The sequence below is a fragment of the Legionella taurinensis genome (assembly GCF_900452865.1).
GTDB classification, from domain to species: domain Bacteria; phylum Pseudomonadota; class Gammaproteobacteria; order Legionellales; family Legionellaceae; genus Legionella_C; species Legionella_C taurinensis.
Genome location: NZ_UGOZ01000001.1, coordinates 807,877 through 821,777, shown reverse-complemented (window position 1 = coordinate 821,777; position 13,901 = coordinate 807,877). Strand labels below are relative to the sequence as shown.

Here is a 13,901-nt window from a genome sequence, read left to right as displayed (position 1 = left end):
TGTCAGACATTTAACCGCAGAGTGAATTCAATGGCCTGAGTGAGTAAGCCTTTAATGTCGTGCTCGGCAATGTAAAACGAAGCTTGTCCCGGAGTACCGGGATTGCTGGTGATGACGCTGCCGCTGGCTTTGAAGCTGGATGTGCCCAATAAACGGTATTGCAGGATCGCAGTGGTTTTATCATTCACTGCATACGCGGCACCCGCCTTAAACTGCCAGGCAAATGCCGTACCATAAAGGGAAGGACTGGTTTGCGTCGCTGGTGCGGTTTCAACCAGGGGCGTGGCCGGATCATCGATATTGATGATGTTATTGGTTTTTACCCGACCCGATTGCAGCCAGGCCACACCCACCCCACCATTTAAGAAGGGAGTCCATTGACCATTCGGGGTTAAATCATACGCGATGTTCGTCAGCAGCGAGTACACATGAGCCCGCTTGCTTTTGTCGCTGATGGGGTTATTGGCTTGTCGTGCGTAAATGGCCCCGGTAATGGGATTTTGTTCTTGCCAGTCATAATTGCCTTGACTGTGATGCTTCAGGTTTTGATACAAAAATTCAACATCGGCTCGCCAGGTGTCATTCAGGCGATAACCCAGGGCTGCGTTTAAATCAAAACCATTTTTAAATTCATTACGCCAGTTCACATCCGGCAATGAAAATAAGCTGGTGCCTATGGCAGTCGGGCCATAGAGTACCGTGGTTGAATTGCCGGTAAAGCGATTGCTGGTCGAGGAAAAAGCCCCGCCGGCCCCCAGATTAAAATAAACGGCGGCTGGCGCTGCGGCAGTCCAGAGTAGGCTCACCAGGGCCAGATTGGCTTTTAACATCCTGCTCATGACGAAATTCCTTTTTTAAAACCTTGTTTATTATCATGATTTTTTTCATGAAGTAAAGAATCAGCCGTTACAATCGATGCCGAGGGGTCCCTCATCCCTTCCATTCAGATCAGGTGCTGTTTCAGATTGGGAAGGCGTCATGGGTGGTCGAGGCTTGAAAAAACCTGGCGCTCGGTGTTCAACCAGTTTGTAGAGCGAACGGCAGCCAGCCACCAGAAAAAGGCACAACAACAGATCTGCCAAATCAGCCTGCGGCGCCTGCCCGTCTTTGCTGCCCATTGTTTTCATCAGCAGAGCAAAAAAAGCGGTGGTGAAAAACAACAAGGCCCCGGTTTTATTCATCTCTTGGCGGTAAGGATCGTAAGGATGATTTAGGCAGGCCTGCAATTCGTTAAAAGCCGCCGCGCCATCATACTCCTGATAACGATCAACCGGATTGAGCGTATCCAGTTTCTGCTTGAAGTCCTTATCATAAATGACATAAGCCACCTGCTCCCGGGTTAAGGGCGAAGTTCTATGACCCTGCTTAAACCAATCCAGCAAAGCGGATAATTCATAGTGATGGGGATAAACATAAACCGGATGACGCATCGGCTCGTGCGTGATAGGGCAGAAAAACGTTGTCGGTACACGGTCTTTTTTCATTGAATAACTCCTGTTACAGGCGCAAAATACTTTCGTGTTCATCCGGATCAACGGAAATGACCTCTCCCACCCAATGAAGGAAGCGGGGTACTTTCCTTAACCCTTCAGCAAGACCGTATTGGTGATTGCTCGCGAAGCGAATGCCATAGTCCAGAAGAGTGGTGGCCAGCATCAGCACAAGCAGACTATCCGCGTCTAACGTCTTGCATTCTTTGAATAGATTCAGAGCAACAACCACCAAAAGGAGAGCATCGGCTGTTAAAAAAGCCTTATAGGCATCCTGCTTCCAGGGTTTGTAGGGTGCGCCCAGGCGTTCGGTTAATTGCTCAAGATAAGGCTGGCGCTCATACTCGTCATAGCGCTCGGGTAAATCCATGTTATCGAGATCATTTCGAAGCGGTAAATCATAACTGGCGAAAAAAATCGCCTCGCGGTCATGAAAACCCGTTCTATGACCGGCTTTAAGACGCTCATTCAGGGCTTTCAGCTCGTAATGATGGCCATCGGAAGCCAGCACAGGATGACGGAAGGGTCTTCCTGTCAGGGGACAGACAAGGCCATGATTAACACTGCTTTCGACTTTATTTTGCATGGTGACTCAACAAGGTAGGCCAAAAGCGCAAAATAGTACCTTGTGATCAATTTGCTGTCAAAAGAGTATTCATTTAAATCCAGCATAAAGGGATAGAGTCTGGGTTAAAGCATCGATCAATAACGCGTGGTGTTCGCTCGATTCAAACCCGGCGGATTCTCAGACAAGGCGGCATAGTCATGCAAGCTGCGTGTTTTTTTTATATCCAACTTTGCAATGTCCTGATAGAACGCCTCGACTGCTGGATCCCGTTTTCTGAACGTTTCGTGGAACGCTTTGGTAAACGCCGAGTCTGATTTTTTGTCATTAGCCAAGGCAATGATTTCAGCAAGCATCGCCGGACTTGACGTGTTTTTAGCCATAATCGCGTTCATTTTTTGTAATCCATCAACATTCGGATGTTTCGCAATAAACGCTTTGATTTTCGCGAGCACGTCCGCACAGGCCTTATGGGTCTCTTTTTCCCTGAGAATGCCTGTGGCATGATGCGTCGCCTCATGATGGAAATTAGCCAGTTCAAAGGCTAACTGAGTACGTTTAGGGTGCGTGTGAGCATAATGATTGAGGAAATGGCCGTTCAACTGTTTGGATAACTCAACAAAAGCGGCTTGAGGATCGCTGCTGCCCCGCTCAATATTGGGTAATCCCTGAACAAACTCTGTGGGTTTATACGGTACTCCCGTCGCGATGCAGTGAAGGGCTTGCAGCAAATTAGGGATGATTTGAGAATCGGCACGTCCAGGGCGAAATGAGCCAGAGGATCTGTTCGTGTGAGGAATATTATCGTGTAATGCCTGCAGGGCCTTGCCGTAGGTTGTCAATAACTGTTTCGCCTGCTCTTTGCTAATCATGGATGGCCTCACCCTTTCTCAGCTTAATTATAGACTTTTTACGCAGACTGATTAATGTTTAATCTATTTCACGCGTCTCGATGGATGCAAAACACGACAGGAGCCACGCCCCAGGTTCCGTGCCAGTTCCGATTTTCCGTCACGCATACTCTCTCTAAACTGCTCAATTAAAGACATCCATGAGTCGCTCCTCGGGCGGTAAACAGACCTTTTGCTGATTTTTTCTTCCTTTTTTTGCTTTCCTTAATATTTCATTAAGAAATAAATAGTACTATTTTTGGACAGATATTGTACTTTTAATACAGGATTCGCAACTCATGTTACTAAAACTAATCGCCAATGTGCAAAACAGTAATCTGGTTGAACTTCATATCGATGGGCATTTTGTCCGCTACGTCAAGATCAGTGATTTGCCTCTTCTGAGTCAGGGAGTGAATGGGTTCCTTTTGAACCAGGAATTGGTTAATCTAGACGACCCATCCCAATCCCTCACGTTAACAGCCCAGTCCGAATACGATCTGGGAGATCTTGATGAATCTCAGGAAGAGCTCTTAAGAACCCTGCTGGAAACAGGCCCCAATAAACACAAAGTAGAACTTCCTCAGAATTTGGCGACCTCGGCCCAAAACAATCCAGTGGTTTTTTCCTACCGTAATCTTGGCGAGTTTCAAAACTATTGGCAAAACCAATCCCTCGATAAAAAAACCATGCTTTACCAGGTATTGTCTGCTGATCTTATCGAAACGCCTTATGTTGATGATCCCCGCGATTACATCGAGCGTCAGAACGTTATCGCCTACCATACCAACCATGGCACGTGCCATGGCATCCGTCAGGATAAATTATCCGTTGCCTACTTGCAGCTGATTAAGGCGCAAGGCAATGCAGTCACTCTAAAGACAGCCAACTCTCTGACCGGTGAAGAAGAAGCCTGTCTGCAACTGGCCGCCTTCTTATTCCGCTCAGGACGCACGAATGAATTGAGCTGGCGGGATGATGCGACTTATGGCCAACGTTCGGCCGCCATTTTTAAGCAGGTCGCTATTGATTTGGGGTTTAACACAGCGATTGTCGATTTAATCGCGCTGTGTTTCGATTACCATAGCAAAAACGAACACATCACTCCTTTGCCGAATCATACCATGCAAGAAACCCGCAGTAAGCTTGATTTGTTCACCAGTATCTTAAAATTAAGCCATGAAAGTGATTTAATCCGGGTCAATATGGATGGCTATGCCAAGCAGCGTGAACCGATTGTCGCAGAACTTGAAAAGGTACTCGGTGAGGAAAGTGACGTGGCCAGCGTGGCCGATGCCCTGTTGTTGTACGCAGGCCAACTGTGTGCTGAAACCGGTGCCCCCATTACCGATAGCAGTTTACGTGAACGGGTCGCTCAATCCTTTAACGAATTAAAAACCACCCGCAAAGGCATGAATCCTTCCATGACCGGCAACCAGGTCATAGCGGCTAAATCCGCCAATGAATTACGCCAGACTTATTATCGCCTGCTTGAACTCAGCCCTGCTATTTTCCCAGGCTTTACTTCTGCCACCGCCTTATGGATAGAGTCAGACGAGCATACCTATTCAACAGAAGATGGTACCTCCTCTCTTAAGAAAGAAAAAGAATCGGTGCAAGAGGAGCGAACGCCCTTTCAACGCAGTACAACAGGTCATTTTTTAATCTGGGGTCACTCCGACACTAATAAAATCCTCATGAAAGACAGTTGGACTCCTCAAAGCATTCAGGCTATTCCGACCAAACCCTGCATTGAAGAAGAACTCCAGTTGGCGGAAACCCATGTCAGCATTTACCATGCCACCACCAAAGCCAGCTACGCTCTGGATCTGTTTTGCCGTGAATTGAAACGCCTGTCAGAAGGAGCCAATCATGTCGCCTGGTTAAGGGATTTCCACTCGAAGCCACGCGGCCGCATTTACACCGAAATTGAAGAAATTAAAAGCAAAATGAGTGATGGACGCTCTGTCGACAACAGTGAAAACGTCAGTTGGAATCTGTTGTCCTGCAGTCCAAGCCTGTGGCAAAACGCGGATTTCGCCTCTGAAGAGTCGACGGTGGATTATTTCTACAATAACAGTTCAGTCACTCGCCTGAATTTTAAAACCATTCTCCATGATTTATGGGATAAAGAGGGTTTGCTGGTCGGGCAAAACGATTTACGTAAAAAATTGGTGGATGACTTTAATGAGTTGGTCAATGATCCGGCTTTTGGCAGCCAGGGGGTTATTTATCAATTCATGATTCCTCATCACCTGGTGGATGAGATGGCCTACATTTCCAAAGAAAACGGGATTTACGACCCGAGCAATCCCAGCGCCTTAAACACCCTGCTTAAATTAAAAACACCTGAGCAACAGGCGCCCAATCACCACACCCTGCAGGTGCGTTTGCTGGTGTCTAAAGTGATTAATCCCGACATTGCGAAATCCATTCAGGTGCATAACCATGTCAATATGCAGACCAGCCTGCATGACACACTGAAAAGCAGAGTGGCCGTTATGGCGGAAATGGCCTATTCCGGTCCAACCGAAGGTGTTAAGAAAAAAGTTGAAGTTAAAGATGAAAAAGCGTCTTATTCGTTTAATCTCTTAAGTTCACTGACCCGCGTTGAGATTCCGTTAACGCCGGTTAAACCTAAAAAGCAGGTTGAAGTATCAGATGAGTGGTTTTTTGATTTCTTCACCCCGGCTGAAAGCGAGGCCACCACGGAGGCCCCGCATTCCACCTCGGAATCAGACAGTGAAATGACCAGTCAATCCAATGGTTTTCCTTGTTAACAGAGACAGGCAATTCGACAAATACATGCGCACACTGCTCATATAATGCTAAAATTGCCTTTTTCATTTTCTGGGTCTTAAATTATGCTGAAAATTCAGACCAACCGCCTGAGTTCGGAAATTTTCGAGCTGCGCGTGAATGATCACTTTGCACGTTATGTTTCCCGAACAGAAATGGATGAACTCGAATTAAAGATTCGTCACTTTGCCGATGAAACCGAGGAGAATCCACTCTTGTCCTTTAATCCATCCGTGGCTGAGCCGCTCGTGGTGGATTTGTCTCGAGATGATGAAGCCCGTCTTCTCGACCTTCTACTCCATCAACAAAAGAAACCCATTGATTTTCCAGAGGAATTGACTTTATCCAAAGAAAATAAATACCCGGTGATTGTCACTTACAGCGATCTTTCAGAATTCAAATACTATTGGCAGGATCAAAAAGCGGGGGCGTCTTTGTTATGGCAACAGTTATCGCGGGAACTGATTGAACACCCTTACCTCGATGACCCTCACAATTATGAGGTGCGTCACAACAAGATTGCCTTTCACATCAATCATGGCACCGCCTCGGGATTACGCACTATGATCCTTGTGCGAAGTGGGTGGGCATTGCTTAAACAATGGGGCAGTGACGAAGTAAAAACCCTCGCCAAAAATCTCGGTACGGAAGAACTGAATTGCCTTCAATTAGCCAGCTTTTTATTACGAAGCGGGCGAACCAATGAATTAAGCTGGGATGATGATCCCAGCTATAGTCCACGCTCAGCTTACATTTTCACCACCATCGCCCACGAATTGGGCTATGACCCTGAATTAATCAAAGACATTTCAGAGTGCTTTGATTTCGACAAAGAGTTGACTTCAGGCGATGATGAATCACTGTCCAAACGCCGCCATAGAAAAACCCTTTACCAAACCCTGCTTAAACTGGCTCACCAGGCCGAGTTAGTCCGTTGCAAATCCAAATTGGAAGTCCTCGCGACTAAAATCAGCTCCCTCTTTAACGAGCTTCTGCTCCCGACCAGCCCTATCAGTCATCTGGCTACACAATTTCTACTCTTCGCCGCTGTATTGTGTAAAAACACCGGTTCTCCAGTATTGCCGAAAGAGTTAAGGGAAACATTGAGCATGGGTTTTGCCAATCCTGTTCTTGCAGTTCATTGTGCCAACGATGTGGGGACCACTCTGAAAAACTTAACTGTTCTGGGGGAGGAATTTGTATTCCATTTTGACTGCAAATCCATTGCAGACGCCACCACCCATCCCCAAACCCTTTACCTGTCATTGGGCATTAAAAACACCCATGAGAAAGAAGAAATCGCGCTGAAGGACACTGTCGAATCAAACGAATTGGCTTACAGTTTTGAAAACGCGTTCTTCTCATTGCCAGAGAAAGTCACGGAGACTAAAAAAGAACCCCCGAGCATACTGAACTCCGGGATGGTTTAACCGCAATGTCATCAACAGGGCAAACAATGCCCGTCAGGATAACCGACCTCGGAAATGGCCTCGCCTTTCTCAGGCTTTTGCATCACGTACGCCGGATGGTACGTCGTGCTCTCACTGATGGTTTGATCGCGCTTGGCCGCCACACAGTTTTCAACCCGAAAACCGATGGACTCGAGGTTTTTTTTCGATAACAGCAGGGAGGTAAGCCCCGTTGCAATCACAGCCCCGCCCTCGGCCAACATCGCTAAATAATCACAGGCATTGGCATAGGCGGTGTCGTAAGAAACCACTTGATTGTTCAAGGGCCCCCCGCAGGAAATGATTAAATCCACACCGCCCTTGACGACTGACTCGTCAAACTGGGCTTGATGTAATCCATCCTGAACTGTCTTATCATCCAGACTGGTCATAAAATCCTGCAGGGTACCATGGAAAACCACCACCTGAGGGTAGATTTTGAGTAATGCTTCGGCGGCCTCGCATTGAGACAAATCCGGTTCAATTAAAACATAGTGAAGCTCGATGCCCATGCACTGGGCTTCACGCAATAATTTATCAGCAAGCCTTCCTTTACCGCCGCCCACATCCAGTACCAGGGCTTCGGATGACGCTTTATTGGTCATGTGCTTTCGAAAAGTATCGACGGTGACCGCATCAATCCCCCCCGGCGCACTGTAAGGCGTCGTGTACTTATCGAGCCCCCATTCCTTGCCCCAGAAGGAGTTGGGGTGGGGCTTTGCCCGCAGACGATAATAGCGCTTCAGCTTTTCTTCAATCTGCTGAATGGGTAACTGAAGACGCAAAGCACGGAATGCGTCATTCAAGTCGTGTTTATTTTTGGCAACGTAATGGGTTTTCTGTACCTTTTTCTCATCGAGGTATTCGACCGTGAAGAGGGTTAAACGTTGATTGTGGGTAAATTTGCTTTGTGATTGTTTAATGGTCAGTACGTCACGCCCGCGGTGATCTTTAATCGCATAGGCACGGATGTCCAGAGAAAGACTGTATTCGCAAAAACGGTCGTCGCCAAACAGCGTTTTAAATGACTTGAATTGCTCGTGACTTAACGGGATAAGGAAAGAAAATAATCCGCGTGCCTCCTCGATGGTTTTGGCCGAGAGGGTATCAATGCCGCAAAGCGCTTTGTTGTTAAAGCTCAGCTCCCCTAAAGCCTGTATTCTTTCCACTATTTTCGCAGTATCGATCATCCCGCACCCCTAAATAGTTTGAGCTATAGTTAGTTATAACGAGGAAGAATAAGAAAGTATAGACCAAGGAATTCCCATGAGAAAAAGCCTGTTATTGCTTTTGGCAGTGACATTTCCCTGTTTCTCACTGACCCCTCTGCAATTTCTTAAAGAAAGAACCACGCCGGCGGAAGAACCGGTGTTGAGCGAGGTCATTTCCGTTATCAACAATCAACCGCCGATTAATGGGCACACCCTGCAAAGCATTCATGCGCTCCTGCGTCAGCAAAGCCCACACCTCAGTGAAGCGGTCATCAACAAGGTACTGACTACCTTAAAATGCCTGGACACCTACCACATTGAGCATAACCCGGTGTTAACGATCATCGACTATTCTCTGCCTTCCAGCGAAAAACGGCTCTGGGTTTTTGATTTAAGCACCAATCAATTGCTGTTTCATACTTACGTTTCCCATGGCATCCGCTCCGGCACCCTGTTGACACAATACTTTTCCAACCAGTACGACAGCAAAGCCAGCAGCATCGGGGTCTACAAAACCGAACAGGCGTATTACGGACGCGAAGGCTTGTCATTACGTCTGGCGGGACTTGATCAGGGTTTTAACGACAATGCCATTGGCCGTTACCTGGTCATGCACAGCGGCTGGTATGTCGATGAGGATTTTATCAAAAAATATGGCCGTGCAGGCCGCAGTTGGGGATGCCCGGCTTTACCCATGCACTTGGCGAAACCCATCATTGATACCATCAAGGACAATTCCCTCATGGTGATTTATTATCCCAGCGACAATTGGTTTCTCAAATCCAAATTTTTAAATTGCGACAACCTGTCACCCGTCCGCCGCAGCGCCATTCAGACGGTGGAAGAAAACCTGTTGCCACCAAAGCATGAAACGCGTGATGGTATTCTTTTTGTCGATCTCAATAAAAACAATCAACGGGAAGAAAATGAACCGATTGTGGTGATTACCGCCGATAATTACCTGCGATTCTTTCATCGCCCGCCGCCGCTTGAGCGCATGCTGAGAAGACAGATTGATAGAATTGAGTACATTGCCTTAAGCCAGGATGAATTCACCACCCTGCTTGGCAACACCCAGGACCCGCTGCCTGATTTCAGCCACTTTTATTTTGTCATTCCCGAGGTGAAACGCCTGCGCGGCTATTACATCACCGAAATGAAGCTGCTGACTCTCGGAAAGATTAAAACCATTAGCAAACGAGACGACAGCGGAGAGAACCCGGGCACGGACGACTACCTGATTTCCTTTGACAACCGCCCCGCGGCGACGCTGAAAACAACCGCTCATTTTATACGCTGGCTGGGGTTATAGACAGGGCGCGGGGGGCTTGTTTCCAGCGTCTTTAAGGAATGCAATTCCATAAAATACTGATTGAACACAACCATCCCACAAACCAGATGGTGGATCGTAATGTCGACCAGTTCAACAGATAAATGGCATGGTAGGCCAGCCTTGCCACAATAAAGGCAATGGCTAAATATTGATTGACCGTTGCGGTGTGCTGGGTCGCTAATGCCGCAAGAACCGCTGTGGAGAAAACCAGCAGCGCTTCGAAGCTGTTCTGATGCGCCGCCACGGCGCGAGCCCCCAAGCCCGTGAGTCCAGCCTGTTGCTGGCGAGGATGATGATTATCGTAGCGGCCTTCTTTTTTAATGGCATAGACCACCGCCAGTTTTGACAGATAGGGTAATAATGCCGCAATAAACAGACAAATCAGTAAGGTCGTCACTTTTGCTCCCTGTGGCTTGATGAAAGAGCGAGGATACCACAGCCTAACATCCCGGCCAATCCGGAATGCCAGACACTAGCTTTCAATGCGCAGGGATTGCACAATTGTCCAGAAATCCGCCCAGGGATCGTGCTTTAACTGCTTAAGCCGTTTTGGCAAGGTATGGATAGTATAAAAATTATCATCGAATCGCCCGCTTAGCTCCTCCCAATGCAAAGGCACCGCAACCGGAGCGTGCGGCCTCGCGCGTGTTGAAAACGGGGCAATGGCGGTAGCCCCGCGCTGATTACGCAGGTAATCAACGAAAATTTTCCCCTTGCGCTTCACTTTCGCCATGGTGCTGATGTAGTTTTTCGGGTTGATTTTTTCAAGGTATTCCACAAAGACATGGGTGTAGTTTTTTATCATTTCCCAATCGTGGTCAGGCTTAATGGGAATCACCAGATGCAGGCCCTTTCCTCCGGTTGTTTTTACAAAGCAGCGCAACGAATAACTCGCCAGGCGATCACGGATATCGAAGGCGGCATCAACCACCTGACTCCACGCGACCCCGGCACCGGGATCCAAATCAAAAATGAGAATATCCGGGTACTCGTACTGCTTCACCGTACTGCCCCAGGGATGAATTTCAAGAACCCCCATCTGCACCAGGCTTAACAACCCCTCCTTGTCATTAAGATAAAGGTATTGCTCGCTCTCGCCGTGTTTATCCTGAACAGGCAGGGAGAGCAGGTGATCTGACTTCTGGTTTAGGTGTTTCTGATAAAAACATTCCGTGTAGCTTGAAGGACAGCGCACCAGGGATAAAAACCGATTGCGGATGTAGGGCAGGATATAATCGCTGACTTCGTCATAATACTCGTAAAGATCCTGTTTGGTGATTTTGTCTTCAGGGTAAAGGATCTTGTCCGGATTGGAGAGAATAATGGCTGTGCTTTTGATTTTAGACTCCTTTTTTTCAATGGGCTCCACCGGTTTGACGTTTTCCTTAACCACCTCACTCGCTGGCTTATCCAAGCGTAAGCCCTTGAAACTCGGGTGCCTTAATCGCCCATCCTCTGTCCACTGTGAAAATTCCACTTCAATGACCAGTTCAGGCTTCACCCAGGTCGCCGTTTTGGTATCCGGCGGTTTTTTTTTAAATGGGCTTTTGTCAGTGATGAGGGGTTTCATTCTCTCATACAGGGATTTGATGGATTTGTCGGTAAAGCCGGTGCCTACGTTGCCGGTATGCACAAATTCGCCCTGCTCATTGAATACGCCAATAAATAGCGATCCAAAACAGGTGCGTGAGCCTTTGGGCTGAGAAAAACCGCCAATGACGAATTCCTGCCGATGACTGCATTTTATTTTAAGCCAGGACAGGGAACGCTTCCCCTCGTAAGGACTGTGAATCTGCTTGGCAATAATGCCTTCCAACGCCATGTCACAGGCCTGTTGAAAGACGTCATTGCCCTGACCGATGATGTGGTCGCTGTAGCGCAGGATGGATGAAGCAGAGGCTGCGATTAATGGCGCGAGCAGGCTTTTCCGCTCAATCAGCGGCAGGGGGCGTATATCGTATTGTTCCAGGTACAGCAAATCAAACAGATAATAGATAAATGGCGCCTTTAAGCCTTCTTTAATGGAATTCTGCAAACGCTGAAAGTCAGGCCGTCCCTCCTCATTTAAAACCACCACTTCGCCGTCAAAAATGGCCTTTTTGACCGGCAATTCGCCAATGGCATCAACCACCGCCGGGAAAACCGAGGTCCAGTCATTGTGGTTGCGGGTTAACAGATGGACTTTTTTATTGTTTTTCAGCGCTAAAATACGGTAACCGTCGAGCTTTAACTCCTGTAGCCATCCCTCCCCTCGCGGCGGTTTGTTCACCAGCGTCGCCAATTGGACCGACACAGTCTCTGGAAATGGCGATTCGGGAAGGTTCAGTTGCAATCGTTGCAGAGCAGTCACGGATTTTTTACGTCCCCGGTTTTTTTTTTCCTTACTGCTCCACACCCGCTCGTAGTGATCGGAAAGGCTTTCCATGGACTGTCCGCTTAATACACTCAAGGGCTTATCGGTGGTTATGTCGTAGTCAGCCGGCTTTGCATAGTCATCTTTGAACTTAATTAAAAACCAGTTTTTATCGTCTTTAAAGCGGATGAGATCCCAGCGTCCTTTCAGCTTTTTGCCTTTTAATTCAAAACGTAAGTGGCCTTTTTCATACCCGGCCCGTGGATCCTTATCCAGGGGAATCCATTCGCCCTGATCCCAAAGCATCACTGTACCGCCGCCGTATTCGCCTTTGGGAATGATGCCTTCAAAGGTTCCGTATTCAAGGGGATGATCTTCCACATGCACCGCCAGGCGTTTGACGGTGTTGTCCAGACAGGGTCCCTTGGGCACCGCCCAGCTTTTCAGTACGCCATCCAGTTCCAGACGGAAATCATAATGCAGGTGACTCGCGGCATGTTTTTGAATGACATAAAGAAAATGCTTCTGCCGATGCACACGACCGCGCGGTTCGGGCGTTTTTTTAAAATTTCTTTTTTTATGGTAGGTTTCAAGGCCCATGGCAATCCTTGGCTCGTCCTCTTAACTCTCTAATTGTAGTTCAATAAAAGAACAGCCACGTATTTTTTCCTATACTTAAGGAAAGCTAAAAACAAGGAGAAAACCATGCCAAGGCCTGTGTGGAAAGGCGACATTTCCTTCGGTCTGGTTGCAATCCCTGTCAGCCTCGTGCAAGTTGAAGAAAAACAGGATATCCACTTTCACCTGGTGGACTCACGTGACCATTCCCGAATTCGCTATGAGCGCGTTAATTCCGAGACAGGCAAGGAAGTGCCCTGGAATGAGATTGTCAAAGCCTATGAATACGACAAGGACAGTTATATCGTCCTGGACGAAGACGATTTTAAAAAAGCAAGTCCTGATGCCTATAAATCCATTGATATCGAGGAATTCGTCAATCTAAAGGACATTGATTACCTTTTTTTCGATAAACCCTACTATATTCTGCCGGAAAGCAAAAATAAAAAAGCCTACGTGTTATTGCGGGAAGCGTTGAAAAAATCCAATAAAGTCGGCGTGGCCAAAATCATTATTCGCACCCGTGAATATTTAAGCCTGATCCTTCCCCACGACAAGGCGCTGATTTTATACATCATTCGCTTTCAACAGGAAATCCGCGAAGAAGAGGACTTTAATTTTCCGACCAATGACTTAAAAGCCTATAAAATCAATGACAAAGAAATCAAAATGGCGAAGGACCTGATTTCTGAAATGAGCACACCCTGGGAACCTGAAAAATACCATGATGACTACCGCGATGCGCTCATTGCCTGGATAGACAAAAAAATGCAGGGCATTACCAGCGCCAAACCCGCTAAAAAAGCGAAGAAAACAACCAGTGATGATGTCATTGATTTCATGGAACTGCTGAAGCAAAGCATGGACAAAAAGGGGAAAGGAAAAAGCGACAAACAGGAATCCAGTAAAACGGTCAAAAAAGCCAGGAAATCCTCTTCAAAATAGTACTAAATTGGTACAAATTTATCAATAAGCAACTATACTTACTGATGAGAATGTCTATGGAGAAATCAACCGATGTTATACCGTTTCTTACTCCGCTATTTCCAGGCCAAACTGCTTGGCCGCCTTCTGGCTGCATTTTTAAAAAATAAAAGCCTGAAAAGCATGCCGTTAAGCCGCATGGGGATACTCTATTTTCTGTTTAACCATTTTTTCCGTCAAGCCAAACCGCTGAACAGAAAATAAGCGTCT

12 protein-coding genes are annotated in these 13,901 nt (G+C 47.2%); 5 read left to right on the top strand and 7 right to left on the bottom strand.

The genetic code is table 11. The features are described from left to right. Nucleotides 1–2 precede the first annotated feature (2 nt). The 4 genes from DYE45_RS03860 to DYE45_RS03845 all read right to left on the bottom strand — a co-directional run bounded on the left by DYE45_RS03860 (nt 3) and on the right by DYE45_RS03845 (nt 2,927). On the bottom strand, nt 3–839 hold the full coding sequence (locus DYE45_RS03860; RefSeq protein ID WP_242602701.1) for an outer membrane protein: 837 nt from the start codon (nt 837–839) through the stop codon (nt 3–5). 60 nt (nt 840–899) lie between these two features. Continuing rightward, nucleotides 900–1,484, bottom strand: coding sequence for a U-box domain-containing protein (locus DYE45_RS03855; RefSeq protein ID WP_115300488.1), 585 nt, complete (start codon nt 1,482–1,484; stop codon nt 900–902). A 13-nt stretch (nt 1,485–1,497) separates the two neighbouring features. Next, a complete protein-coding gene (locus DYE45_RS03850; protein WP_115300487.1) occupies nt 1,498–2,076 on the bottom strand; it encodes an RING finger protein in 579 nt (192 codons plus the stop codon). Between the two features lie 116 nt (nt 2,077–2,192). Further along, entirely contained in the window at nt 2,193–2,927 is a 735-nt protein-coding gene (locus DYE45_RS03845; RefSeq protein ID WP_108294053.1) for a hypothetical protein, read from the bottom strand. Nucleotides 2,928–3,244: 317 nt separating this feature from the next. On the opposite strand from DYE45_RS03845, the gene DYE45_RS03840 reads away from it, so the two are divergent. Together DYE45_RS03840 and DYE45_RS03835 are read left to right on the top strand one after the other, a co-directional pair. Continuing rightward, on the top strand, nt 3,245–5,725 hold the full coding sequence (locus DYE45_RS03840; protein ID WP_115300486.1) for a SidE phosphodiesterase domain-containing protein: 2,481 nt from the start codon (nt 3,245–3,247) through the stop codon (nt 5,723–5,725). A gap of 84 nt (nt 5,726–5,809) precedes the next feature. Further along, nucleotides 5,810–7,174, top strand: a complete 1,365-nt coding sequence (locus DYE45_RS03835) for a SidE phosphodiesterase domain-containing protein (protein ID WP_108294049.1) — start codon at nt 5,810–5,812, stop codon at nt 7,172–7,174. 11 nt (nt 7,175–7,185) lie between these two features. On the opposite strand, the gene DYE45_RS03830 is transcribed toward DYE45_RS03835, so the two are convergent. Next, entirely contained in the window at nt 7,186–8,382 is a 1,197-nt protein-coding gene (locus DYE45_RS03830; RefSeq protein ID WP_115300485.1) for a hypothetical protein, read from the bottom strand. Nucleotides 8,383–8,458: 76 nt separating this feature from the next. Between DYE45_RS03830 and DYE45_RS03825 the strand changes: the two genes are divergently transcribed. After that, nucleotides 8,459–9,715, top strand: coding sequence for a murein L,D-transpeptidase catalytic domain family protein (locus DYE45_RS03825; protein WP_115300484.1), 1,257 nt, complete (start codon nt 8,459–8,461; stop codon nt 9,713–9,715). A gap of 31 nt (nt 9,716–9,746) precedes the next feature. Here the strand turns inward: DYE45_RS03825 and DYE45_RS03820 are convergent, their stop codons facing one another. After that, complete coding sequence (locus DYE45_RS03820; RefSeq protein ID WP_108294043.1) at nt 9,747–10,133, bottom strand: MAPEG family protein; 387 nt, start codon at nt 10,131–10,133, stop codon at nt 9,747–9,749. 75 nt (nt 10,134–10,208) lie between these two features. Then, nucleotides 10,209–12,689, bottom strand: coding sequence for a DNA ligase D (gene ligD, locus DYE45_RS03815; RefSeq protein ID WP_115300483.1), 2,481 nt, complete (start codon nt 12,687–12,689; stop codon nt 10,209–10,211). A 105-nt stretch (nt 12,690–12,794) separates the two neighbouring features. Here ligD and ku point away from each other — a divergent pair, with 105 nt between their 5' ends. Both ku and DYE45_RS14645 read left to right on the top strand, forming a co-directional pair. After that, nucleotides 12,795–13,652: a non-homologous end joining protein Ku gene (ku, locus tag DYE45_RS03810; RefSeq protein WP_108294039.1), complete on the top strand. Its 858-nt coding sequence runs from the start codon at nt 12,795–12,797 to the stop codon at nt 13,650–13,652. A gap of 72 nt (nt 13,653–13,724) precedes the next feature. Continuing rightward, nucleotides 13,725–13,895: a hypothetical protein gene (locus DYE45_RS14645; protein WP_160160671.1), complete on the top strand. Its 171-nt coding sequence runs from the start codon at nt 13,725–13,727 to the stop codon at nt 13,893–13,895. Nucleotides 13,896–13,901 lie beyond the last annotated feature (6 nt).

Bases quoted from the DNA above. Each gene is read 5' to 3' on its own strand.
- DYE45_RS03860 (WP_242602701.1), bottom strand. From the start codon at position 839: ATGAGCAGGATGTTAAAAGCCAATCTGGCCCTGGTGAGCCTACTCTGG.
- DYE45_RS03855 (WP_115300488.1), bottom strand. From the start codon at position 1,484: ATGAAAAAAGACCGTGTACCGACAACGTTTTTCTGCCCTATCACGCAC.
- DYE45_RS03850 (WP_115300487.1), bottom strand. From the start codon at position 2,076: ATGCAAAATAAAGTCGAAAGCAGTGTTAATCATGGCCTTGTCTGTCCC.
- DYE45_RS03845 (WP_108294053.1), bottom strand. From the start codon at position 2,927: ATGATTAGCAAAGAGCAGGCGAAACAGTTATTGACAACCTACGGCAAG.
- DYE45_RS03840 (WP_115300486.1), top strand. From the start codon at position 3,245: ATGTTACTAAAACTAATCGCCAATGTGCAAAACAGTAATCTGGTTGAA.
- DYE45_RS03835 (WP_108294049.1), top strand. From the start codon at position 5,810: ATGCTGAAAATTCAGACCAACCGCCTGAGTTCGGAAATTTTCGAGCTG.
- DYE45_RS03830 (WP_115300485.1), bottom strand. From the start codon at position 8,382: ATGATCGATACTGCGAAAATAGTGGAAAGAATACAGGCTTTAGGGGAG.
- DYE45_RS03825 (WP_115300484.1), top strand. From the start codon at position 8,459: ATGAGAAAAAGCCTGTTATTGCTTTTGGCAGTGACATTTCCCTGTTTC.
- ligD (WP_115300483.1), bottom strand. From the start codon at position 12,689: ATGGGCCTTGAAACCTACCATAAAAAAAGAAATTTTAAAAAAACGCCC.
- ku (WP_108294039.1), top strand. From the start codon at position 12,795: ATGCCAAGGCCTGTGTGGAAAGGCGACATTTCCTTCGGTCTGGTTGCA.
- DYE45_RS14645 (WP_160160671.1), top strand. From the start codon at position 13,725: ATGTTATACCGTTTCTTACTCCGCTATTTCCAGGCCAAACTGCTTGGC.